General features: G+C 71.7%; 1 protein-coding gene. It reads right to left on the bottom strand.

Features of this window, described 5'->3' with window-relative positions:
* Positions 1-54: 54 nt before the first annotated feature.
* A partial coding sequence (locus tag ACLNEE_RS17025) for a CocE/NonD family hydrolase C-terminal non-catalytic domain-containing protein (protein WP_412007468.1) occupies positions 55-396 on the bottom strand: 342 nt, incomplete at its 5' end.

Genomic DNA, 396 nt, shown 5'->3' with positions numbered 1-396 from the left:
CCGAGAAAGGGAGAAAAGAGACTTGACCCCAGTGGTGGGACCCCGCGGTAAGGCTCAGCCGGGGCGGCAGGGCTGGGAGCGCAGGGAACCGCAGGCGGGAGGATCGGCGGGGACGTCGACGCCGGGCACAACCGACAGCGCCAGCGACGACGGATGGTCGGCGTCGTGGGCGATCTCGTTGGTCTCGCCCGCTGCGATCGTGTCGGCGAAAGCCCAGATGGGGCGGGCCCCGCCCGGCGCGTCGACAGTGACGCGGATGGACGTGCCCGGCCGGAACACGTGGGCGAAGGGGAACACCGCGATGCGCATCGGGGTGAACTCGCCGTCGGCGAGGGGTGCGGCGTCGGCCTCGACGTTGGTGTACGTCGGGGCGACCTCGGTGCTGGTCGCCTCGTC

The organism is Aphanothece stagnina RSMan2012 (assembly GCF_046764815.1).
Taxonomy (GTDB): Bacteria; Cyanobacteriota; Cyanobacteriia; order PCC-6307; family Cyanobiaceae; genus NIES-981.
Note: the sequence above shows the minus strand (reverse complement) of the source record. Positions and strands in the feature narration are given on the sequence as shown.